This window comes from Mycobacterium paraffinicum (genome assembly GCF_025822865.1).
GTDB classification, from domain to species: Bacteria; Actinomycetota; Actinomycetes; order Mycobacteriales; family Mycobacteriaceae; genus Mycobacterium; species Mycobacterium paraffinicum.
Map to the genome: position 1 here is coordinate 73,749 of NZ_JACKUR010000041.1, position 21,351 is coordinate 95,099.

General features: G+C 64.8%; 23 protein-coding genes and 1 pseudogene. 14 read left to right on the top strand and 10 right to left on the bottom strand.

Annotated elements, in window-relative coordinates; translation table 11 throughout:
* The first annotated feature begins 206 nt into the window (after nucleotides 1-206).
* A complete protein-coding gene (locus tag H7J89_RS24945; protein WP_264047722.1) occupies nucleotides 207-1,640 on the top strand; it encodes an FAD-dependent oxidoreductase in 1,434 nt (477 codons plus the stop codon).
* Nucleotides 1,641-1,681: 41 nt separating this feature from the next.
* A complete protein-coding gene (locus H7J89_RS24950) occupies nucleotides 1,682-2,746 on the top strand; it encodes a hypothetical protein (protein ID WP_264047724.1) in 1,065 nt (354 codons plus the stop codon).
* Nucleotides 2,747-2,771: 25 nt separating this feature from the next.
* Here the strand turns inward: H7J89_RS24950 and H7J89_RS24955 are convergent, their stop codons facing one another.
* The gene (locus H7J89_RS24955) at nucleotides 2,772-3,422 is read right to left on the bottom strand and encodes a biliverdin-producing heme oxygenase (protein WP_264047726.1); all 651 of its coding nucleotides are present in this window, start codon (nucleotides 3,420-3,422) and stop codon (nucleotides 2,772-2,774) included.
* A gap of 148 nt (nucleotides 3,423-3,570) precedes the next feature.
* Here H7J89_RS24955 and H7J89_RS24960 point away from each other — a divergent pair, with 148 nt between their 5' ends.
* On the top strand, nucleotides 3,571-4,014 hold the full coding sequence (locus H7J89_RS24960; RefSeq protein ID WP_264047728.1) for a limonene-1,2-epoxide hydrolase family protein: 444 nt from the start codon (nucleotides 3,571-3,573) through the stop codon (nucleotides 4,012-4,014).
* A gap of 26 nt (nucleotides 4,015-4,040) precedes the next feature.
* On the opposite strand, the gene H7J89_RS24965 is transcribed toward H7J89_RS24960, so the two are convergent.
* The 3 genes from H7J89_RS24965 to H7J89_RS24975 form a co-directional block, all read right to left on the bottom strand.
* Nucleotides 4,041-4,601, bottom strand: coding sequence for an FKBP-type peptidyl-prolyl cis-trans isomerase (locus H7J89_RS24965; RefSeq protein WP_372513840.1), 561 nt, complete (start codon nucleotides 4,599-4,601; stop codon nucleotides 4,041-4,043).
* A gap of 48 nt (nucleotides 4,602-4,649) precedes the next feature.
* Nucleotides 4,650-5,003: a DUF732 domain-containing protein gene (locus tag H7J89_RS24970; RefSeq protein WP_067206349.1), complete on the bottom strand. Its 354-nt coding sequence runs from the start codon at nucleotides 5,001-5,003 to the stop codon at nucleotides 4,650-4,652.
* Nucleotides 5,004-5,136: 133 nt separating this feature from the next.
* Nucleotides 5,137-5,505, bottom strand: a complete 369-nt coding sequence (locus H7J89_RS24975) for a hypothetical protein (protein WP_264047731.1) — start codon at nucleotides 5,503-5,505, stop codon at nucleotides 5,137-5,139.
* A 192-nt stretch (nucleotides 5,506-5,697) separates the two neighbouring features.
* Here H7J89_RS24975 and H7J89_RS25810 point away from each other — a divergent pair, with 192 nt between their 5' ends.
* Nucleotides 5,698-7,974 carry a putative bifunctional diguanylate cyclase/phosphodiesterase gene (locus tag H7J89_RS25810; RefSeq protein WP_264047733.1) on the top strand — a complete coding sequence of 759 codons (2,277 nt, stop codon included), beginning with the start codon at nucleotides 5,698-5,700 and terminating at the stop codon, nucleotides 7,972-7,974.
* A 22-nt stretch (nucleotides 7,975-7,996) separates the two neighbouring features.
* Here H7J89_RS25810 and H7J89_RS24985 read toward each other — a convergent pair whose 3' ends face one another.
* Nucleotides 7,997-8,473 carry an SRPBCC family protein gene (locus tag H7J89_RS24985; RefSeq protein WP_264047735.1) on the bottom strand — a complete coding sequence of 159 codons (477 nt, stop codon included), beginning with the start codon at nucleotides 8,471-8,473 and terminating at the stop codon, nucleotides 7,997-7,999.
* Nucleotides 8,470-9,174, bottom strand: coding sequence for a DUF899 domain-containing protein (locus H7J89_RS24990; protein WP_264047736.1), 705 nt, complete (start codon nucleotides 9,172-9,174; stop codon nucleotides 8,470-8,472). Before H7J89_RS24990 ends, H7J89_RS24985 begins: the two co-directional genes overlap by 4 nt.
* Nucleotides 9,175-9,393: 219 nt before the next feature.
* On the opposite strand from H7J89_RS24990, the gene H7J89_RS24995 reads away from it, so the two are divergent.
* Nucleotides 9,394-9,624: a DUF167 domain-containing protein gene (locus H7J89_RS24995; RefSeq protein ID WP_264047738.1), complete on the top strand. Its 231-nt coding sequence runs from the start codon at nucleotides 9,394-9,396 to the stop codon at nucleotides 9,622-9,624.
* A 120-nt stretch (nucleotides 9,625-9,744) separates the two neighbouring features.
* Entirely contained in the window at nucleotides 9,745-10,557 is an 813-nt protein-coding gene (locus H7J89_RS25000; RefSeq protein ID WP_308205148.1) for a PPOX class F420-dependent oxidoreductase, read from the top strand.
* A 123-nt stretch (nucleotides 10,558-10,680) separates the two neighbouring features.
* Here H7J89_RS25000 and H7J89_RS25005 read toward each other — a convergent pair whose 3' ends face one another.
* Nucleotides 10,681-11,514, bottom strand: a complete 834-nt coding sequence (locus H7J89_RS25005; RefSeq protein WP_264047742.1) for a helix-turn-helix transcriptional regulator — start codon at nucleotides 11,512-11,514, stop codon at nucleotides 10,681-10,683.
* A 101-nt stretch (nucleotides 11,515-11,615) separates the two neighbouring features.
* On the opposite strand from H7J89_RS25005, the gene H7J89_RS25010 reads away from it, so the two are divergent.
* The 6 genes from H7J89_RS25010 (at nucleotide 11,616) to H7J89_RS25035 (ending at nucleotide 17,707) form a co-directional block, all read left to right on the top strand.
* On the top strand, nucleotides 11,616-12,317 hold the full coding sequence (locus H7J89_RS25010) for an SDR family oxidoreductase (protein WP_264047744.1): 702 nt from the start codon (nucleotides 11,616-11,618) through the stop codon (nucleotides 12,315-12,317).
* A gap of 159 nt (nucleotides 12,318-12,476) precedes the next feature.
* Nucleotides 12,477-12,953 carry a DUF1772 domain-containing protein gene (locus H7J89_RS25015; protein ID WP_264047746.1) on the top strand — a complete coding sequence of 159 codons (477 nt, stop codon included), beginning with the start codon at nucleotides 12,477-12,479 and terminating at the stop codon, nucleotides 12,951-12,953.
* Nucleotides 12,954-12,997: 44 nt separating this feature from the next.
* Nucleotides 12,998-13,315, top strand: coding sequence for an NIPSNAP family protein (locus tag H7J89_RS25020; protein ID WP_264047748.1), 318 nt, complete (start codon nucleotides 12,998-13,000; stop codon nucleotides 13,313-13,315).
* Nucleotides 13,316-13,341: 26 nt separating this feature from the next.
* On the top strand, nucleotides 13,342-13,719 hold the full coding sequence (locus H7J89_RS25025) for a DUF4267 domain-containing protein (protein ID WP_264047750.1): 378 nt from the start codon (nucleotides 13,342-13,344) through the stop codon (nucleotides 13,717-13,719).
* A 463-nt stretch (nucleotides 13,720-14,182) separates the two neighbouring features.
* Complete coding sequence (locus H7J89_RS25030; RefSeq protein WP_264047752.1) at nucleotides 14,183-15,268, top strand: methyltransferase; 1,086 nt, start codon at nucleotides 14,183-14,185, stop codon at nucleotides 15,266-15,268.
* 174 nt (nucleotides 15,269-15,442) lie between these two features.
* Entirely contained in the window at nucleotides 15,443-17,707 is a 2,265-nt protein-coding gene (locus H7J89_RS25035; RefSeq protein WP_264047755.1) for a putative bifunctional diguanylate cyclase/phosphodiesterase, read from the top strand.
* 139 nt (nucleotides 17,708-17,846) lie between these two features.
* On the opposite strand, the gene H7J89_RS25040 is transcribed toward H7J89_RS25035, so the two are convergent.
* The 3 genes from H7J89_RS25040 to H7J89_RS25050 form a co-directional block, all read right to left on the bottom strand.
* On the bottom strand, nucleotides 17,847-18,665 hold the full coding sequence (locus tag H7J89_RS25040) for an alpha/beta fold hydrolase (protein WP_264047757.1): 819 nt from the start codon (nucleotides 18,663-18,665) through the stop codon (nucleotides 17,847-17,849).
* Nucleotides 18,666-19,073: 408 nt separating this feature from the next.
* A complete protein-coding gene (locus tag H7J89_RS25045) occupies nucleotides 19,074-19,562 on the bottom strand; it encodes a hypothetical protein (protein WP_264047760.1) in 489 nt (162 codons plus the stop codon).
* Nucleotides 19,563-19,701: 139 nt separating this feature from the next.
* Nucleotides 19,702-20,043 (bottom strand): hypothetical protein, encoded by a 342-nt coding sequence (locus H7J89_RS25050; protein WP_264047762.1) that lies wholly within the window; start codon nucleotides 20,041-20,043, stop codon nucleotides 19,702-19,704.
* A gap of 283 nt (nucleotides 20,044-20,326) precedes the next feature.
* Between H7J89_RS25050 and H7J89_RS25055 the strand changes: the two genes are divergently transcribed.
* Together H7J89_RS25055 and H7J89_RS25060 are read left to right on the top strand one after the other, a co-directional pair.
* The gene (locus H7J89_RS25055; protein ID WP_264047764.1) at nucleotides 20,327-20,572 is read left to right on the top strand and encodes a hypothetical protein; all 246 of its coding nucleotides are present in this window, start codon (nucleotides 20,327-20,329) and stop codon (nucleotides 20,570-20,572) included.
* A 98-nt stretch (nucleotides 20,573-20,670) separates the two neighbouring features.
* Nucleotides 20,671-21,335 (top strand): annotated as a pseudogene (locus H7J89_RS25060) (serine/threonine-protein kinase); the annotation flags it as partial.
* Nucleotides 21,336-21,351 lie beyond the last annotated feature (16 nt).

Consider the following 21,351-nt stretch of genomic DNA (forward strand, 5'->3'; position numbering starts at 1 on the left):
GCGAACATCACAGCGGCGATCATGCTGCAGACAATACGAGTCGCGAAGCGGCGTGTCTGTTCGAGGCGGCGCCCGCCGTGCTCGGCGGGTTCATCACCGGGGCGGCTCGTATCGGTTTCGATCCGGTCACACGGCATGGGGCACCGAGGTTTTCGTTGTCCCGCGTTTGACAATGCCGGACATGAGGCAGACGCGGGAGCCCGACGGTGGCGCGTGAAATCTCACGCCAGACGTTCCTGCGGAGTACCGCCGGAGCGTTGGCCGCCGGTGCGGTTTTCGGCTCCGCCCGGGCCACCGCCGCCCCCAATCCCACCGGATGGGAGGGTCTGTCCACCGCCATCGGTGGACAAGTGCTGCTACCGGACAACGGCGCCTTCGGGTCGGCCAAGCAGGTGTTCAACACCAACTACAACGGCTCGACGCCGGCTGCCATCGTGACCCCGACGTCGCCGGCCGACGTGCAGAAGGCCATGGCGTTCGCCGCCGCCCACAACCTGAAGGTGGCGCCGCGCAGCGGCGGGCATTCCTACATCGGCGCCTCCACGGCGAACGGCGTCATGGTGCTCGACCTGCGTCAGCTGCCCGGAGGCATCAATTACGACGCCGGCACGGGGAGCGTCACGGTGACGCCCGCGACCAGCTTGTACGCGATACACCAGACGCTGGCAGGCGCTGGCCGCGGCATCCCGACGGGTACGTGCCCTTCGGTCGGGGCCTCCGGGCATGCCCTGGGCGGGGGACTGGGCGCCAATTCCCGCCACGCGGGGCTGCTCTGTGACCAACTGCTGTCGGCGTCGGTGGTGCTTCCCGGCGGTCAGGCCGTGACCGCGTCCAACGCCAGCAATCCCGACCTGTTCTGGGCGTTGCGCGGTGGCGGCGGCGGCAACTTCGGCGTGACCACCTCGCTGACCTTCGCCACCTTTCCCACGACGGATCTTGACGTGGTGAACCTCAACTTCCCGGCGGAGGCGTTCGCGCAAGTACTGGTCGGCTGGCAGAACTGGCTGCGCACCGCCGACCGGAACAGCTGGGCGCTGGCGGACGCCACCGTCGACGGGATGGGGACGCATTGCCGCATCATGGCGACGTGCCCGGTCGGATCGGGGGGCAGCGTAGGGGCGGCCATCACCAAAGCCGTTGGGGTGCAACCGACCGGGACCGAGAACCACACCTTCAACTATCTCGACCTGGTGCGGTACCTGGCCGTCGGGAACCTCAACCCGTCACCGCTCGGATACGTCGGCGGATCCGACGTGCTGCCCGTCGTCAACGCGGCCACCGCGCAGGGCATCGCCAAGGCGGTCGACGCCTTTCCGCGTGGAGCGGGCCGCATGTTGGCGATCATGCATGCGCTGGACGGCGCCCTCGCCGATGTGGCGCCGGGGGCAACCGCCTTCCCATGGCGCCGGCAGTACGCACTGGTGCAGTGGTACGTCGAAACCGGCGACGCGGCGGCGGCGACCAACTGGCTCAACACCGCACACCAGGCCGTTCAGCCGTACTCGGTCGGGGGATACGTCAATTACATCGAGGCGAACCAACCGGCCTCGCGGTACTTCAGCTCGAACCTGTCCCGGCTGACCGCCGTGCGCCAGAAGTACGATCCCAGCCGAATCATGTTCTCGGGGCTCAACATCTAGTGAATGGCGAGGATGTCTGACGTCGGGACATAATCCCCAGCATGACCGACACGGTAAAAGTCACGCTGGATCGCGACAGCGTGGCGATGGGCGACGACACCGAGTCCCATCGGGTTTTCTGGGTTTACCCCGAGTCGGCAACCGTCGACGACCTGCTGGTTGAAATCACCCGCTATGTGCCGGGAGTCGCCGGACCGGCAGGCTGGGTTGCCGACGTCAATACCAAGGATGCGGTCTGCCGACGCGACCTCGGCACGATCTACACGCGCGATGACCTCAAACAAGAACCTCACATCTGCAGATTGGTGCCCGGTGAAACAACCTTGGGCAATCTGGCCAAGTGGTCAAACGTTCCCGATCTCGATGTGTACGTCCGCTACCTGACCCGGGACATGGCACGCCCACTCGCGCGTAGCGAAGTGACGGGCGGCCCCACATACACCGGCGCCCAGCCGACCAAGCTGCAATCCGAAGCCGCGGCAGCGGCCAATACCGATTGGGTCTTGGTACGCGAGCTGGATCGCCGCGCCGCGGCGGTCACCACGGCGCGCCGCGATTGGATTCGCACCAATATCGTCTCGGGGAGCACGCCACCGCCCGGGAGCGACATCTTCATTGCCCGCAACTTCCACTACTTGGCCGACCTGCACTGCCGTGCCAGCATGCACCTGGCCGCGCAACTGCTGCTGGGGACCGACGAAGCGCGATACGAAAACCTCGGGGCCACAAACGATATCGATGCCCGGCCGGCCATCGTAACCCTGGCGATGGTGCTCGCGGCGTTTGAATGGAACACCGACCGGCACAGCTGGCAAGCTGGCGGACGCCCCTATTGCAGGCCGTACTTCGACTACCTCGCCGGGTGCGGCTATCGGCTCGCACCGATTGAACAGGTCGTGGCCGGCCAGATCACCGCCGAGCAATTGAAGTTCTCACCAGGCGAAATCGCCCGGCTGGACCGCATCAGGCGATTGCGGGATCTGCAATACCAGTTGCGGATGAACCGCTACTACAACAAGACGCTGAACGAGGAGCAATACCGGGCGGCTATCACCTCTGTCCACGCCGAACTCTCCGACCTGGGCGAGCTGCCCGGACCCATGTAAGGCCCGTTGCACGTTTGAAGGAGCATCAACACCCTGAAGTCGGGACGTGCTCGGCGAGCTCGTCGAGCAAGGCGTGATTCAGGCCGAACGCCAACCTGACCTCGTCGACGATGCGTTCGATGTCATCAGCGCCGGGGTGGAGCGCATCAAGGCGGGCACGATAGGCGTCCTTGTACGGCTTGGACCGCATCGGGAATTCGTAGAACGCGAGCCCGGCGCCGCGAAGACCGAACGTGCGGTCGAGAGCCTGGTAAATGACCCGGCCTCCGGAAAGGTCTCCGAGGTATCGCGTGTAGTGGTGGGCCACCAGGGAGCCACCCCAGGTCAGGGTGCGGACCCGTTCGCTGTAAGCCATCGCCGCGGGGGAGTCGATGGCGCGGGTGCCCTCGGGGCACCAGTGCCGCAGATCGGCGTCGATGGCGGTCAGTCGCTCCAACGCCGGGTCGTAGACGGCGGCGACCATGGGGTCATAGCGGCGCGCCCGCATGGCCTCCTCCAGGGCGGCGTACACCACGCGTAAGCGAAGCAGGTATTCGGAATAGCCGTGAACGGTGACGCGGCCGGCAAGCAGTTCGGAGATGAATGTGCTCTGCTCGGCGGCGATGTGCTCGGCCGTTGACCCGTCCTTCATCGCGACCGACAGGCGGCGACGTGTCGAGTTGGCGATCGGGCTCATGGCCAGCTCAGATTACAGTGGTGATTGCTGCGGACGTCAGCATCATCAGCCTCCGCCGTCCTTGAGCTGATCACGCGAAGTGAAACGCAAACGGCTCTCGGCATCTACAGTTCAGCGAATAGTGCCGATGACGTCTAAAGGAAACAACATGGCGAAAAGCGTTGCGCCCAAAAATGACAACGAGAAAATCGTAGTCGATTTTATACATGCCGCTTACGGCGAGAGCATGGACACCGACAGGATGACCGCGCTCATGGCCGACGATTTTGTCTGGCAACTTCACGTGCCTCTTTCGCCGGTCGTTCGCGGGCGTGACGCGGCGCGCGCGGAACTCGAGAAGCACAACACACTTTCGACGGGAATGGTCGAGGGGAGCGAGATCCGCACCATCGTGTCCGACGGTGACAGCGTCGTCGTCGAGCGCGTCGACGTGAACGCCATGAACGGTGTGGCCGTCACGTTCTACGTCACGGCGTTCTTCGGTGTCCGCGACGGCTCGATCACTTTCTGGCGCGAGTATTGGGATACCACCCATGTCGCTCAGCAACTCGGCATTGATCCCGCGCTCATGTTCGCGCCGCTGAGCGGTTGAGCGACAGGGGATTTCGCGCGTCAGAGCTAGCTGGATGCGCTGAGGACCTTGATCGCGAATACGAGCGAGTCGCCGGGCCGGATTCCAGCGCTGGGTTGGCCGTTGGGGTATCCATCCGCGGAAGTCATCGCGACGCCCACCGTGGACCCGACCTTTTGCCCCGCGATGGCCTTCTGGAAGCCCGGCACAACGCCGTTAAGCGGAAAGTCGACGGGGGCGCCCCGTTGATAGCTGCTGTCGAACACCGACCCGTCACGTCCATTGACGCCCATGTAGCAGACGGAGACGGTGGCCGTGGGGGAGACCACCGGTCCGTCTCCGGCGTGCAGCGTATGCACCTGGGTCTGGGCCACGCTGAACGGTACCGTCACGTCCACGCGCGGTGCCGTCGTGTCCGTGGACCCGGTAACCGCTACGCTGCCGGTGCTTCCGGCCAGCGTCCAGTCCGGCGTTCCGCCATTCTGTGCGGGTGCTGTCGGGCACGAGCCGGCCGCGGTTGCCGTGCCCGATCCGGCGAGGGTCAGAACGGTTGCCGCGACACAGGCCGCGACGGAGGAATACACCAGGGAGGACTTCACGGCCGTCACGCTACAGCCAGTTGAGTCGTCCGTTGGTGGTAGCCCTGCGCCTGCGCGTCAGGTGCAAAGGCTGGGGGCGTCGCAGACGTTGCCGGGGCAATAGATCGAGTGCGCGGCGTCGACCATGGTGCCGACGTCCAACAACGTCACACCCCTCGCGTTCAAGTGGGCGTGAACGTCGTCGGCAATTTGTTGTGGCGTCCAACCCCAGGTGAGGTCGTAGCAGATGAGGTGTGCCTCCCCGATGAGCGCCTCTTCCGTCTGGGGCGGCCAGCTGAGTCCGACGGCGCGCAGTTGTGCGAGATATGCGTCGTCTTGTGGGGTGGCAGCCGCAAGCGCGGCGCTGCTTACCAGGGCGGCGCCGGCCATCACGGGGATGGCGAGTGTGGCCAGCCAACGAGGTGAGGGCATTCGATTCCCTTCCATTCATCTTGGCGTTAGCACGGCCGCAAAAGTGTGCCGCTTCATAGCTGGGCAGATATGAACAATAGCGAAAAGCCCGAAGGCGGGTCCGGGTTCTCATTCGCTGTCGCGCTTGCGGTCTTTAGCCGGTGAGCGCAGCCAGCCCGAGGCCGGCAAAGAGCGCCGCGCCACCCCCGCAGGCGATCGCGCCGGCCGGCGACAACGTCTGGCGCCGCATGCCGTGGACCGCTGCGACGATGTCCAAAGTGTCGACTAGAAGGCCCAGTTGCAGAGCGCGCGTGCGCAGCCGAGGTGAGGTGGTGTCCATGATGGCGACGGCCAGCGTTAGTTCGCGGGAACCGAACAATTGGGTGGTCAGCGGCTGCTGACGGTCAGAACCCAACCCGATCAGAGCCGCTGTCTTCTTGGGAGCAAGCCATGCGCTCAGGCCTGTTGCAAACCGCAATGCGGCGAAAGCGGGAAGGAGTACGCGGTTTCGGGTCTCGTTCATACGCTCACCCTCTCAAAAGTGAGGCTGCCAGAGCCATTCGACCTGGTGCGGCGTCCTGCTCCGGTTCGGGGCGGTAATGGCCGGGAAACAGCTAAGCAAATTTGCAGAACTACTTTGCGGTGTGTCTTATCCTGCTTGCGAACCGCACCCGGCAGATTGAGGGGAATGTTGTCACTGACACGGAGCCGCGTTGTGGTGGTCGTGTTGGCAACTATCGGGCTCCTCGCGTTCGCGACGATGCTGTTCATCTCGAACGGCACTTCGGGCCGCGGACCAGTCGCCCCGGCAGGCTCCGTCATTGCAGGCGTCTTCGCACTCGCATGTTCAGCCAATGCCGCGCGCGGTTCTCGAGGCCGCCAACGCCTTGCGTGGACCGTTCTGTCCACCGGGTTGCTCGGCTGGACCGTCGGCCAAGCGGTGTGGTGCTACGTCGCGGTGGGTGGCAGCCTTCCGGTCGCGGGCCTTTCGGCGGCCAACTTCGGCTACCTCATCTTGCCGCTGTGTGCGCTGACAGCCGCGCTCGCAATTCCCAGCCGGGATGACGCGCGATTTGGGATCGGCCTCCTGCTTGACGGCATCCTCGTCACCGCGTCGCTGTTGATCATTCTTGTCATCCTGATGTTGGGTCGCGCGGCGCACGCACCACAGACGGTCAGCGTTCCAGCGATCCTGTTGGCCACCGCCGCGGGCGTGTATGTGGGGCTTGTCGCCACGACTTTCGTCGTGGCGAGGAAGGCCGAGGCGGGCCGCAAGCTTTCACCCACGCTGATGATGCTGGGGTGGGGCATCATCGCAGCGGCCGGGGTGGTCCACGTCGCAACGGATTACGCCGACCAGGCGCCGAATGACCTCGTCGTTCTTGGGTGGGTAGGGGGAATGTACTTCGTCGCGCTGTCCGGAATCACTTCTCAGCCCAGCCAGGAACCCGACCTCGGTTTTTCGCAGCCCTCTTCGAGGGCGTCGTTGTGGCTGCCCTACCTGCCGGTATTGCTGGCCATTGTCGTTGGTGCCGTGCACTTTTGGCCCGCATACCCGGGTGAGGAGTTCATCTTCTTGGTTTGCGTGGTACTTTTCGTTACCACCCTGGCCCGCCACGTCTTGCTGCTCGACCGAAAGCAACGTCTGCTCGTCGCTATGTCTGACGCCGCCCTACGGGATCCGCTAACGGGGTTGGCAAATCAGCGACTATTTGATGATCGCCTGGCGCACGCGCTGCGCTTGCATGTTCAGCACAGCGTGCCGGTCAGCGTGCTCACGGTGGGCGTCGATGATTTCAAGCTGGTGAACGACACGCTGGGTTATCACGTCGGCGACGAGCTCCTGCGCGCCGTCGGCCAGCGGATCCAAACGAATACCAACGACATTCATACCGTTGCGCGGATGAGCGGTGACGAATTTGCGATTCTGGTCGAAGACCGTCCCGATGCGGCAATGCGGGTTGCCAACGGGCTGGCGCGATCTTTCGAGGAACCCATCGACATCGAGGATCACCGCCTGGACGTGCGCGTGAGTATCGGTGTGGCATCGGCTAATTCAGGGCTCGCCGCCGCCCCCACGCCGGGTGAACTCCTCAGACAGGCCGATTCGGCAAGATCCGTTGCCCGGCAGGCGAACTCGGCCAATGTCAGGACGTTCACACCCGAGATGAACGATCAACTTGGCGGAGCGCCGGCATACGACAGTGCCATCGCGCGACTGCAGTTGCTCGGCGAACTGCGACGCGCCATTGAGAACGGCTCGCTAACCCTGCTATACCAGCCGAAATTCGGCTTGCTGACCGGTTCCGTGCGCGGAGTAGAGGCTCTCGTCCGGTGGCAGCACCCGCGCTTTGGCGTGCTGAAGCCCGCCCAGTTTTTGCCCCTGGTTCGCGAGCACGGGCTGATGCATGCGCTCACCGATCTGGTGCTGTCGCGCGCCGTCGCCGACGCTGCCGCTTGGCACGCGGCAGGCGCCGCGATCCCGGTCGCGATCAATCTGGCGGCGCCCTCCCTCGACAAGGACGCGCTGCCCGACCGGATCATGTCCGTGCTCCACACATACGCAATGTCTCCTGGTTCTCTCACGATTGAGATCACAGAGGATTTGGTGGTGGCCGACCTGGCTAAGGCCCGGACTGTGCTCGATCGCCTCCGGGAGAAGGGCATCCGGGTGGCGATCGACGACTTCGGCAGCGGCTACGCCACTCTGACCTATCTGCGCGAGCTACCGGTCGACGAAGTCAAACTCGGCCGCGAATTCATCGCGCCGATCCTGCATGACGACCGAGCCGCAATCATTACGCACTCGGTCATCGAGTTGGCATCTGCGTTCGGCATCGCCACCGTCGCGGAAGGCGTCGAGGACCTCGCCACGGCCCAACGACTCAAGGACTACGGTTGCGACGCCGTACAGGGGAACTTCTTCTGCCGCCCGTTGCCCGCTTCCGAGATCCCGCGAGTCTCTGGCATTTCGACGCTCGCGGCGCCATAATCGTCGTCTTCCAATTGACGGCTCAGTTCGCGACCGATCGCTCCAGCGTGGCCAGCGACGCGGCGAGGTAGTCCTCGCCGAAGATCGGCATCTCGCCGACTCGGTCGCGGAACTCCTGCGGTGTGCCGCTCCAGTCATAGGTGAGCGTCACGTCGGTGTGGTTCCCGTTAGCTGCGAGGTCGTAGCGCCAGAACCAACCACCGGGATTGTGGTTGCCCGCGTCGTCGAGTATGCCCGGCATCCACCCGATGGCACGGTCCTGGTCGAACACATTGACCAGGTTGTGGGTGACGTAGTCACCGCCGGCCTGGGTGAGGTACATGTTCATCGCGAACATCTGGCCCGCGCGGGTGATGGGCGCGGCGTGCACCGCGTCACGGACCCAGTCAGTGGGCTCGGTGTTCTGGTGGCGGGACGGGTCGACGAGCACCGCGAAGATCTCGGCCGGCGTCGCGGCGATGGTGCGGGTGACGACGTAACGTTCGGCGGCGGCGCTCATTCGTTGTCCTCACTGGCGGGCCCGTAGGCGGCTGCGATATCGGGGGAGTCGAGCCAACCCGAGTAGGTGGGGCGAGAGGGCCACCCTTCGGGCGAATCGAGCCATTCCTCCTGCCGTCCCCACGGCAGGATGTCGATCAGACCGAAGGAGTGACTGAGCTGTTCGGTGCCTCGCCCATTGGTATGCCAGGTTCTGTACACCGTGTCCCCGTCGCGCAGGAACACGTTGACGCCAAAACCGCCGCCGGGCGGAGCATCCATGTCGGCGGCGAAGGGGCTCTGCGACGACGAGTACCACTCCATGCGGTTGCCGACCTTCCGCTTGTAGGCGAGGGCTTCCTCGATCGGTCCGTTGGTGACGATGACGAACCGGGCGTCGTAGTTGTCGAGGAACTCCAGTCGGGTGAACTGCGACGTGAAGCCCGTACATCCGCCGCATTGCCACTCCGCGCCGTCCGACCACATGTGGTGGTACACGATGAGCTGGGAGCGGCCGGCGAACACGTCGGCCAGGCGGATCGGGCCATCAGCCCCGATCAGGGTGTAGTCGGCCAACTCCACCATCGGCAGACGCCGGCGTTGAGCGGCGACCGCATCCAATTCTCGAGTGGCGGCCTTTTCCCTCTTGCGCAATTCGTCGAGCGCGGCGCGCCACGTTTGTTCATCAACGACCGGCGGCAGGGCCGTGGCTTTGGGTGACATGGGATCCACCTTTGCTTCGATTTCTTCGTCCCGAAAGGTCTGACCGCCGAAGTGTCCGGAATTCATCGGAGCCTCGCGGCCGCGCTGATCTCGGCCTAGCAAATAGTGGACGTAATTGTCTGCAACGGACCGCCGAACGAAGCCTTTCTGTAGACCGCACGCGGGTCGCAACCAGGAACCGGCAGGGGAGCGTATGCCCGGCCGGTAGCCTTGCGCAGCATGAACGACTCCGTCTTCGTCAGGGTCAAGCCCGGCAGTCGAAAGGGGCCCCTCGTTGAGGTCGGTCCTGACGGTGAGCTGACTGTCTACGTTCGGGAACCTGCGGTTGACGGCAAGGCCAACGACGCCGTGACCCGGCTACTGGCAGCCCACCTGCGATTGCCAAGGAGCCAGGTCGAATTGATATCCGGAACCACAACACGGCTCAAACGTTTCCGCGTGAACCGTTGATTGTCGCGGCGGGGCGCAAGCCTGGGCACCCGCCGGCGCCGTCGCTCCCCTCGTCACATACTGATGCCCAATCCCGTCTAGCGATTAGGAGCAGTAAGAAAGCATCGTCGGAAGGGCGCCATGATGAATCGCTTGAGTACGGTCGCGCAGATCTACCTGGTCGCGGTGACGGCGGCCGTGGGGGCGACCACCGCTGGGATCGGGATCTGGTGCCTAGTCGATCCGAATTCGTTCGCCGATGCCGTCGGATTCGATGCGCATCGGCACTTCCTGCATGACGTGGGCGCGTTCCAGCTGGGCCTGGGCGTCACCCTGCTCCTCGCGCTGATCTGGGCGGACGCGTTGGCCACGGCGCTCGCGGGATTCATCGCGGCGAACACCGTGCACACGGTGAACCACGTCGTGGACCTCGACGTGGGCGGTTCGGCCGCGCAAGCGTGGGTCCTCGGAGTGGTGTCAGTTGCCCTGGCCCTGGCATTCGGGCTGCGGTTGCGTCAACTCGGCTACGTTCTGGGCTCCGTCGGCACGGCAGCCAACCCGACGTTGATGCCCTTCGTGCGCCAGAAGACCATCGCGCTCACCACCTTTCGCAAGGACGGCACTGCCGGCTCGAGCCCGGTCAGCATCGTGGTGGACGGAGATCGCGCGTACTTTCGGAGTTTCGAACGGGCGGTCAAAGTGCGCCGGATTCGCCGCAACCCGAGCGTTGAATTCGGCCCGGCGACGGCGTCGGGGAAGCCGACGGGATCCGCGCTGCCTGGCCGCGTGCGTCTGCTGGAGGGGGCTGAATATCAGAAGGCGGCACGTCTGCTGCGGCAGAAATATCCTTTTCTGCATGGCGTGCTGGTGCCGTCCGCGCACCGGCTCATGCGGCGCAAGTTCGGCCGCACGATTCACGCGGAGTTGACTTTGTTGTCGGAATCTAGGACTTAGCCGGCCGCACGCTGATTCTCTCGGCTAAATACGTTTGGGGTCGGCCCGCCCTACCTTGCGAAATCAAAAGGGCGATCGCCGAACCGACGTCCCGGCCTCCCCGCGGGCGCGCGCGGCGACGAACTAGCCGACCAGCGGCTGTGTACCGATGACCCCCAGCAGCGCCAGCCGTTCGGCATCCTCGGACCCAGGCTCGGCGGTGTAGAGCATGATCGTCAGGTCGGCGCCGGGAACGGTCAGCACGTCGCAGTCGAGGGTGATGGCGCCGACCTCCGGGTGGTCGATGACCTTGCGCGACGCCAGCTGGTGGCCGGCCATGGCGCCCGAATCCCACAGCGCGGCGAACAGGTCGCTGCCGGCTCGTAGTTCGTGGATCAACCGTCGAACGGTCTGGTCGGCGGGGTAGCGCTGCGCCGTCGCCCGCAACGCCGAGACCTGGGCGGTCTGCAGTTCGAGCAGAGACTCCGGCGTGTGCCGTACTCGGCCGCGGGAACCGAGGAAGTTGCGCCACAAGGCGTTTCGCTCATCGCCGACGTGCTCGTCCATCAACGCAACGTAGAGCGGGCTGGCCATCAGCTGCGTCATCGCCGCGTCGAAGACGGCCACCGGCGTCTCGCGTAGCCGATCGAGCATCCGCTGCACGCCCGGCGGGATGTAGGCCGGCACCGTGCCCTGGCCCGGCGGCACCCGGCCGGCCAGATTGAACAACCGGGAGCGTTCGGCGCTGGACAGCCGGAACGCGCGGGCGAGGGCCTCGATGACCTGTTCGGACGGATTGACCGCCCGGCCCTGCTCCAGCCGGGTGACGTAGTCGACCGAGATCCCGGCCAGCTGCGCGAGTTCTTCGCGGCGCAGGCCCGCGGCCCGCCGACGGCCTCCGACGGGCAGTCCGGCGGCTTCCGGGGCCACCTGGTCGCGCCAGCGTCGCAGCGCCAGCCCGAATTCCGTAGTCGCCATCCCTCCACTGTGCGCCTCTTCGGGTTGGCCGTCCTGGTATCGACAGTCCTAGGAAGACGAGACTCCTGGCTGACGGTAGAACCTGGGCGCACCGTGGAGGCATGACGACGACACTCATCACCGGAGCCAATAAGGGCATCGGCCTGGAAACCGCTCGACAGCTGGTGGCGGCGGGACACACCGTGTACCTGGGTAGCCGCGACCCCGAGATGGGCCGCCGAGCCGCCGAGGCCGTGGGCGCGCAAGCCATCCAGCTCGACATCACCGACGACGCATCGGTGCGGGCCGCGGTTCGGGCCGTCGAAACCGACGGCGGTCTCGACGTTCTCATCAACAACGCCGCGATCGAAGAACGCGCCAACGGCAACGCCGTGATCGGGCCCGCCGATGTCACCGCCGAGGTGATGCGAAAGACGTTCGAAACCAATGTCTTCGGGACAGTCCGCGTACTGCACGCATTTTTGCCGCTGCTGCAACGGTCCGCCGCACCGGTGGTGGTCAACGTCAGCAGCGGGCTGGGGTCACTGACCCTGTTCGCGCCCGCACCGGCGGACGTCTATCCCGGGGTGGCCTATCCGGCGTCGAAGGCGGCGTTGAACATGGTCACGGTGCAGTACGCAAAGGCGTTCCCGCACATCCGGATCAACGCCGTCGATCCCGGGTTCACGAAAACCGACCTGAACGGCAATACGGGTACGCAGACGGTGGCCGAGGGTGCCGAGGCGATCGTCCGCATGGCGCAAATCGGGGCCGACGGTCCGACCGGCAGCTTCGTCAACCGCGACGGTGCGATCCCGTGGTGACCCAGATGCGGCCGCCGATCCCGTTGTGACGATCAGGCGCCGCGTGACGGCTCACGACGCGCGTCCTAGCGTCGATAGAACTGCTAGCAACGCTATTGACACCGGTGCGCATAAAAGGTTAGCGTTGCTAGCAGTTAGGGACATGAGGGGAGTTACGTCATGGTTTTGGACGTCATCACCCGCGCCGCTGCACTCGTCGCGGTACTGGGTACCGCAGTGGTCTACGGGACCGACGTGTTCTGCACGATCGTGTTGCGACCGGCCTTGGCGTTGGTCGACGACGATGCCGTGGTCGTGGTCATGGGACGCGTGCACCAATACGGAGACCGGCGCATGCCTGTGCCCGGAGTACTCGGGGTCGTCGCCACCGCGACGAGCGCGGTGCTGGCCACGGTGGCAGCGCATTGGGCGCAGGCGATCGCCGCGGGCGTTGCGCTGGTCCTGCTATTGGTCTGGCTTGCGCTCTACACGAAGGTGAGCGCACCAATCAATCGGCGACTGACGGCGGCTGCGGGCTCGAGCCGGCGGTTACCGGAAGGGCGTGCGCTGCAAGAGAAGTGGGACTCGATCATCGGCGCCCGCGCGACGCTGCAGGGTTTGGCCGTCGCCACCTTGTGCGTGGTGCTGATGATCTGACGCACCACCAAGCCAGCGAGTTCAACTGGAGGAGAACGGGTTCGATGCTTCAGCTCAGGATCTACACGCTGCGATCACCGCAAGCCCTGCAGCAGTACGCGACGGTGCACTGGGCCCGCCACCTGACGACCTTCAAGGCATTCGGGGTTACCACACACGGCGTATGGACCGAGCGCAGCGGCGGCGTGAATCGACTCGTCGCGCTGATCCGCTACCCGCCCGGCGCCGACCCCGAACAACTCACCCGGGATGTCATGACCAGCCCGGAATTCGCCGCCGACATGGCCGGCTTCGACGTCGGGGACATCGTCGACGTTCGAATGACACAGCTTGACCCGACGCCGTTTTCACCGATTCACTAACGAATCCCAGGAGCACTCGACCGGCCATGACCACCACCATCGGCTACACGCTGAGCGGACTCCTAGCCGCGGGCATCATCTTCATCGGTGCGCGCTTCCTCGTCGCGCCGCGCGTCGCCGCCGCCGGCTACGGCGTGCTCCCCGATCTGGACCGACCGGGCGCGGGTGCGTACCTAAGCGTCAAGGGCATCCGCGACATCGCCACGGGGGTGTTCGTCATCATCCTGATGATCGCGGGCACGACCCACCTGATCGGCTGGGTGATGTTGGCCGCCACCATCGTTCCGCTCGTCGACGCGACCATCGTGCTCCGCAACGGCGGCTCGAAGTCGATCGCGTGGGGAGTCCACGGCGTCACGGCCGTCGTCATGCTCATCACGACCGCGCTGCTGCTCGTGCCCTGAGGGAGGCCGGAACGTGCGCGCGTCATCCGCCCTGACCGTCGAACTTGTTACACCCCAAGAGCTTTACCCCGCCGCGACCCCGAGGGGAGGCTCCACAGTGGCTGCCGGAACGCATCCCGACGCTGTTACGGCGGTAAATGCGAGGATCGCGGCAACGACGACCTTCGTGACTAGACGTGACATGGCGACTCCGTTCATCAGGCCCCCTGGTCAGACTCTAGAGGGATCGGGCATTTATTTCAACTACTATTGAAATATGTCGGATCCGCGGGCATAGTTCGTATGCGGACGAACAGATCGGTCGCGTAGCAAGAGCGCTCAGGCGAACGGGTTTCGTTGGCGCATTAGTGTGTGCGCTGATGTGCCTCGGCAACGGCGGCTCCGCGATTCCTGCCCGAGCGCCTAAGGCAACTGGGCCCGCGGAGAGGGTTTGTGGCGACTATGAACGAGAAGGGGAGTCACTTTGACGTCTAAGGTTCCGCCGGTCAAGGTCGCGCAAGCCGTTGAACAGGCCCGCCATCACCTGTCGCGGCTGCGCCAGCGGTTCGCTCCACCAGCGGCAGTGATGATGGAGTTGATCTTGAACGCGTGGGTGGCCCAGGCAATCACGTCCGCGGCGGATCTTGGGGTGGCCGACGCCCTGGCGGATGGCCCGCTGTCGGGCGAGCAGCTGGCTGACCGGGTCGGTGCCGACGCCGACGCTCTGAGTCGACTCATGCGCGCGTTGATCGGCATCGGGATTTTCCGCCAGGGCAACGACGGGCGTTACGCGCTCACCCCACTCGCGGACACGCTGCGCACTGACGCGGAGGTGTCGATGGCGGGGATGGCGCGGTGGGTCGGCTCGCCTCAGCATCGCGAGCACTGGAGCCACCTGACCGACGCGATTCGAACCGGCAATCCGGTGCTCCCAGAGCTTCGCGGCAAACCGGCCTTCGAGTACCTGGCCGACGAAGCCGAGTTAGGTGGAATCTTCAACTCTGCCATGACCAATGTGTCCGAGTTTTCGACCGTACCCCTGACCGCGGCCTACGACTTCGGTGCGTTTGCCACGATCGTCGATGTGGGCGGCGGACACGGGCGGCTGCTGGCGGCGATGCTCGAGACGGCTCCCAATTCGCGCGGCGTGCTGTTCGACCTTCCGGAGGTCGTGGCCGGGGCCGCTGAGTTGTTTCGCAAGTACGGTGTCGATGACCGGGTCCGGATCGAAGAGGGCTCCTTCTTCGATTCAGTGCCGCAGGGCGGCGACGCGTATGTGCTCAAAAACGTCATCCACGACTGGCCCGAGGAAGACGCGGTGCGCATCCTGAAGAACGTCCGCGCCGCGGCCCGCACCGGCGCGCGCCTGTTGCTCTGCGAGTTCGTCATTCCCGACCACGACCGCGACTTCCACGGCAAGTGGGTGGACATCGAGATGCTGGTCGTCGCCGGTGCACGCGAACGGACCGCAGACGAGTACGGCCGGCTGTTCGACCAAGCCGGTTTCCGGTTGAAGCGCGTCGTCGACACCGTGTCGCCACTCAGCATCATCGAGGCGATTGCGGTGTAGCCAAGGCGACTTCGGCGTCTTGGCAGGTTCGCTTCATAAGCGGACAGGCCTCTAGGCGATTCTGCGTCCGCTTTGCTGAAAAAGCGCTGACGTTTCTCCGGCATCAGCGATAACGGTCCCGGTGCCGCCCTGTTCTGCCAAGATTTACACGTCACGCGGGCTGGAGGGGGCGCGTTGCGGTTTCTGAGTCGCCGCATGGGTTACGGGCTGTCTGCCGTCGTCGTTGCTGCGGCAGGATTCAACGCGCTCGGGCCGTGGGGAGTGGCGGCGGCACTGCGGGTGCAGTTCGTCCTCGAAGTGACGTTGTGCGTTGTGGCGCTGCTCGCCGGGCTGCTTGTCGTTCGGCAGGTGGCCGGCCTGGCGCGGTGGTGGCGAGTGACCCTTCTCGCGGCCATCGCCACCTTCCTGTCCGCTGAGGCCCTCTCCCAGCGAATCCGGGCGGCCGATAGCGGCGCGACCGCGCCGCCGTCAGCGGTCATCGGCTATTTCGTTGCCGGACTGCTGTTCGGTGCGGCGATACTTCTGCTGGTACGGTCCGGCCACCGAGCGCCGGCGCGAACGTGGGTGCGGGGCCGGCAGAGCGTAATCACCACCGGCCTTGATGGATTGCTGGCCACACTGGCGTTCTTCCACCTGGTCTATGTCGCCCGCCTGGGGGCCATGCACGGAGCCGCGCTGCCGAGGTCGACCAACACCGCAGTCGTAACCGGTATCGCGGCAGTCGAGCTCGTCGTGGTGGTGAGCGCCCTTCTGCTGGCGATGTGGTATCCGCCGTATCGCCCGGGCCGGACGAATTACATGCTGCTTGCCGCCGCGGTGATCACCCTGGCGTCTTCGGACCGGCTGCTGGCCTACCTTCGCAGCGTCGGAGTGACGCAGCTGGACTTGTGGGTCGGCGCCGGATTCGTCATCGCTCCGCTGCTGATCGCATGGAGTTTGCTGGATTTTCCACCACGCGCCCACCCCGAGCACGACGAGGAAATACCGACCAACTGGGCGCAGCTCACCTTGCCTTATGTGGGATTCATGGGCAGCACCGCGCTCGTCACCTTCCACGAGCTCATCGGACGCCGGCTCGACCCCATCTTCATCGGCACCTACGTTGCGATGGCCGTGTTTGTCTCGACCCGATACCTGGTGGCGATGCGCGTCCAGCGGACGCTCACCGAACAACTCATCGACGCCAAACGTCGCCTCGCCCATCAGGCTCACCACGACCCGTTGACCCACCTACCCAATCGATTGTTCTTGGCGCAGCGGCTGGACGATGCGATACGCGACGGGCCGTTCGTGCTGATCTTCGTCGACATCGACGATTTCAAAGAGGTGAACGACCGATTCGGGCACGCCGCCGGTGACGAACTGCTATGCGCGATCAGCGTGCGGCTGAGGAGTTGCCTTGGCGCCGACGACACACTGGCTCGTGTCGGGGGAGACGAGTTCGCCATCCTCATCACGGGTGTCGTGGAGGCACCCGAACTGGTCGCCGACCAACTGCGGGTAGCGCTTCGCAGCCCGTTCTCGCTCCATGGCACGTCGGTGCGGGTGCGCGCCAGCATGGGCCTGGTCAGTCCCGGATGTGACGGCTTGCCTCGGACCTCCGATGATCTACTCAGGCAGGCCGACATCTCGATGTACACCGGAAAGCGGCTGGGCAAGGACACCGCGGTGGTTTACCGGCCGGCGTTCACCGTGGCCGAGGATTTTCCGACCGCGCTTCGACAGGCGAAAGGTGATGCCCCACACGGCTTTCGGCTGAAATACCAACCCATCGTCGGCCTTCCACAGGGCAACGCGGTCGCCGTCGAGGCGCTTGCCCGCTGGACCACACCGAGCGGCATACAGATTCCTCCCCAGACCTTCGTTTCCCTGGCCGAAGCCAACGGCATGGGGGCAGAACTCGATGCCCTGGTACTCGATCGGGCCTGCGCGGACATCCAATCGTCCGGCCTTGGCCTGGACGTTCATATCAACATCGGCGCCGCGCGGTTGGGCAGCGTCGATTTCGAACGGGTCATCAGCCGCACGCTTGCCCGGCACGAGCTGCCGCCGCAACGAGTCGTCCTGGAGATCACCGAGACGGTTCCCATTGTGGATCTCGCCGACGCGGCGGCGGCCATCAGACGTCTCAATGCCCTGGGCATCAGGGTAGCCTTGGACGACTTCGGCGCTGGATACAACTCGCTGACCTATTGGCACGAGCTACCGGTACAGATTGTGAAACTCGACCGCGGGCTGGCGATGGGTGTCGAGCCGGGACGAAACCTTACGCTGTATCGCTCAGTCATCGGCCTCTGTGAAGCCTTGGGCCTCAACGTGATTGCCGAAGGAATCGAAACCGCCGAGCAGGCTGAGACAGTCTTCATGGCCGGGTGTGGCCTGGCGCAAGGCCATCTGTTCGGTCGGGCCACCGACCTGACCGACATCGTCGCGTCCTAGCCGCCGGGCGCCGGCTCTTCGGCTAACGTGCGCCGGCACGAGCTCGCACCCCATTAGGATGCGGACAGTCGGAGGGCCATCGCGGCTACTCCCGTCAACTCCTCGGCCGACGATTGATGTCATCCTGTCCGACGCTCGATCAGGAAGCGATGAACGCGAGCAGATCCGGGTTGAGGACATCGGCGTGCGTGGTCGGCATGCCGTGCGGGTGGCCGGCATAGGTCTTCAAAGCACCGTTCTGAAGTAGGTCGACCGCTCGGGGCACCGCGCTGGTGAACGGGACGATCTGATCGTCGTCGCCGTGCATCACCAGGACGGGAACGGTGATCGTCCGCAGATCCTCGTTGTAGTCCTGCAGCCAAGAAAACACGGTCTCATAGTGAGCGTGGGCGCTGCCGGACATGCCCTGTCGCCACCAGTTCGCGATGACCGCCTCAGACGCCTCCACCCCTGAGCGGTTGAATCCGTAGAACGGACCCTCCGGAACCGCGCGGAAGAACTCCGATCGATTTCCCAAGACACCGGCCTGCACCGCGTCGAACCACTCCTGGGGCTGCCCGCCCGGATTGTTCTCGGTCCGCAACATGCTCGGTGTCGGGGAGGACACGAGTACCGCCTTGGCGACCCGCTCCTGGTGGCGCGCCACGTAGCGGGCCACCTCGGCGCCGCCGGTGGAGTGGCCAATATGGACGGCCTCGTGCAGGTCGAGCTGCTCGGTCAACGCGGCCAGGTCGGCCACCCAGTGGTCGATGTCATTGCCGGTCCCGACCTGCTCGGATCGGCCATGCCCGCGCCGGTCGTGAGCAATCACCCGGTAGCCCTGGTGCAGGAAGAACATCATCTGCGCGTCCCAGTCGTCGGACGTCAGCGGCCAACCATGACTGAAAACGATCGGCTGGCCAGCGCCCCAGTCCTTATAGAAAATCTTGACGCCTTCCGACGTGGTGATGGTAGGCATAGACGCTCCTCTCGCAGTCCCGTCTCGCGGCGCTCCCGCGATCGAGAGTTAGTCAACTACAAGCCAACAAGATTTTTGTGGACGCCAGCCTGACCTGAAACCCGGTGTGATCCGTTGTCCGCCGGAAAGATTGCCATAGCCGCCAACTGGACTGAGAGCGGAGGGACGGAAAGGCTTGGGCTGCCGTCGAAACCGAGGTACCAACGGTGGGTCTGAGCCCGGGAAGCGGTTCAGCCCGCAGCCGGCTTCGTTCCGTGCCGTAGGGGGAGTGGCGCTACCGCCGCCGGGACGAACCACCGAAACCACACCTCCAGAATGTGAGCGACTCAACTGGCGCGCGTCACCGTCGCGCCTGTCATGCGGTCCGCTTCGGGTAGCGCTCAGGGCCCACGTGTAAATGGCCGCAGGTCACGCGGGGCAGGCGTGTGCCAGGGTGGCCATCTCGTTGCCGAACTCCTGGTTAACCCGGGCCACCGCTTTCGCCGATGGCGGCAGTTCCGCTTTCAGCGGGTCTTGTCTTCCTAGGTCGTCGTTCATCTGGTTGGCGTCGTTCATGAATTCTCGGGCCAGCGCCGCAGCTCGTTGCGCGTGCGCCGACAGGCCCGGCGCGGTCACCTCGTTGGCTCGCCGCTGGAGGCCGTCGAGCCATGCCTGATAGTCGGCGTCAGCGGGTACCGAGTTTTGTTCGTAGGAGCCCGGCGGGGCGAACCGCGTCTTGGCTTTCATCGAGGCCTGCATGTCGCGGTTGAAATCGATGAATTGCCGCACACTCCAACAGGGTTGCGCCCGCTCATCGATGCGCCACGCGACGAACAGACCCGCGGCGGCCACGGCCACGCACGATATCGCCAGCAACCGCCGGACGGTCCTGCGGGTACGGAGACTGTGTGCGGCCATCTGATGAAACTAATCGTTGATCGTGCCGCGCCGAACCACATCCGGCGATCAGTTGCCCTCTGTCAACCGCCGGGGACGGGCAGGTGTCATGGGTGGTCAGTGTCACTGGGTCGCGTCGTAGCCAGCGGGCGCCGTCCCGTCACGCGTGTGGGCAGAAGATGCCCAGGATCTGTTGGCAGTTGTCCTTGTTGATGAGCGCCGGCGGAGGCGGGGGCGGCGGTGCCGGCGGGTTGTCGCCGTCCCAAATGTTCTGGGCGACATTGCCCTGCCCGAAGTAGACGTAATAGTAGGTGTGGCAGATGTTGTTGTCCCAAATGACGGGATTGGTGACGTGGTTACCGGTCGGCGGCAGAGGTTCCCCTGGGCACCAGCGGTGCGGGCCGCCATCGGCATTGGCGGTGCCCGCGGCGAGCCCGAGACCCGCGACGCCCAAACCGCTGGCCACCAGGGCGGTAGTCGCCAACCGCACGATTCGTCGCATCGTGACTCCTATTCCGTCGGGTGGCGGCCCGTGGCGGGCCGCTTTCGAGTTGAAGCAGATAACACGCCCGCCGCTACCGGTCCCAACTTTGGCCAGCGGTCGCCGTGTCCGCTGGGGCGCCGTCAGCCGAGCACGATCGGCGCGGAGCACGACTCTGTGCTGTGACCGTTAAGGATCGTTACCGCAATCGTGATTTGCGCACTCCTATCATTGGTTTACCGAGAAGTCCGAAGCTTCGGACTCGAATAACGCCGATCGGCGTCCGCAAGCCTGGGGGGCTGATATGTCGACCGCAATTGCCGCGCACGAGCCAATCGAGGAATACGCGTCCCTCGCGCACGACGATGTCGCTTGGGCGGTAGCGAGAGTCAACGCTATTGCCTGGCGAGGGGACACCATTCTCGCCGAATTGCAGCCGCGCTGGCGGCCAACGGAAGAAGAGATCGTGCGCGCGGCGATCACGGTGATTTTGGTAGCCCTCGTCGCGGTGATCGGCGTCGCCGCCGTCGCGATCTTGACAATGGGTTAGCAGCGAATAGGTCCGGAATCGGCCGTTGCGGGAGTTTCCCCAAACCATGTCATCAGTGGACTATGGTGTTGCTGAATTGCAGCCGTCGGGAGGTTTCCATGGAAGGGACCCCGTTCGGCCCGTACCGATTAATCAATCTGCTCGGCCGAGGCGGGATGGGCGAGGTCTGGCGAGCCTATGACACCGTCACCGATCGGATAGTCGCGCTGAAAGTACTCCCGGCGAATTTTGCCGCGGACAAGACGTTTCAACAGCGATTCCGTCGTGAGGCCCACTCAGCGGCACGGTTGAACAACCCTCACGTGGTGCCAATTCACACCTACGGAGAGATCGACGGGCGGCTATTTGTTGACATGCGCCTGATCGACGGCCGCGACCTGGCGACCGTGCTGGCCTCCGGTTCGATGCCCCGCCACGCGCGGTGCACATCGTCGAGCAAGTGGCCCGCGCCGTGCATGCGGCGCACAAGATTGGATTGGTGCATCGGGATATCAAGCCCTCCAACATCTTGCTCGATGAAAGCGACTTTGCTTATCTGATCGATTTCGGGATCGCGCGCATTTTGGGCGAGACCGGTCTGACGGGGACCGACGCGGTGGTCGGCACGCTGCGCTACATGGCGCCGGAGCGCTTCAGAGTCGGCCAGCCCGATGCACGCTCGGACATCTACGCGCTTGCCTGCGTGCTCTATGAGTGCTTGACGGGAGTCGCCCCATATCCGGGTGACAGCATCGAGCATCAACTGGCGGGGCATCTTCCGCCTGAGTTAGGACATTTGG